Here is a 432-nt window from a genome sequence, read left to right as displayed (position 1 = left end):
CTTTTTTGAATGTGCGGATTTCTCTGTTTTACTGCTACGACTACAATATCTACATTCTTTATAACTTGTTTTATATTTTCCTCATTATCAACATCTAAACATTGAAACTGAACGTCACTGTTAAAAAAAGCTGCTAACTTTTTACCTCTTTCATTTTTATAATCCGTTACTATTAATTTTATTTGCTTTTCAAATACTCTCAGTAACTCCATGCAAACTAACTTACCAAGAACACCAGATGCTCCAACAACCACTATTTTTTTCATGATTTAAACCTCTCTCTATTAAACCTTTCCTAAATTTTAACATGTACTCTTTGAATTTCATGTAAAAAACTTTCGTACTAATCTGGAATTTAACAATTTTCCTTATCATTTACACTTTTATAACTCCTTTTGATGAAGTATTGTTACCTAAGTTCTTGTCGCCATC

The 432-nt window shown here is 29.4% G+C and carries 1 protein-coding gene; it reads right to left on the bottom strand.

Annotation, left to right across the window (positions count from 1 at the left end):
* On the bottom strand, positions 1–266 hold a 266-nt coding region (locus PZE06_RS26360; protein WP_275792160.1), incomplete at its 3' end, for an SDR family NAD(P)-dependent oxidoreductase.
* Between the last annotated feature and the right edge of the window lie 166 nt (positions 267–432).

The organism is Robertmurraya sp. DFI.2.37, from assembly GCF_029211245.1.
Taxonomy (GTDB): Bacteria; Bacillota; Bacilli; order Bacillales; family Cytobacillaceae; genus Robertmurraya; species Robertmurraya methanolica_A.
Note: the sequence above shows the minus strand (reverse complement) of the source record. Positions and strands in the feature narration are given on the sequence as shown.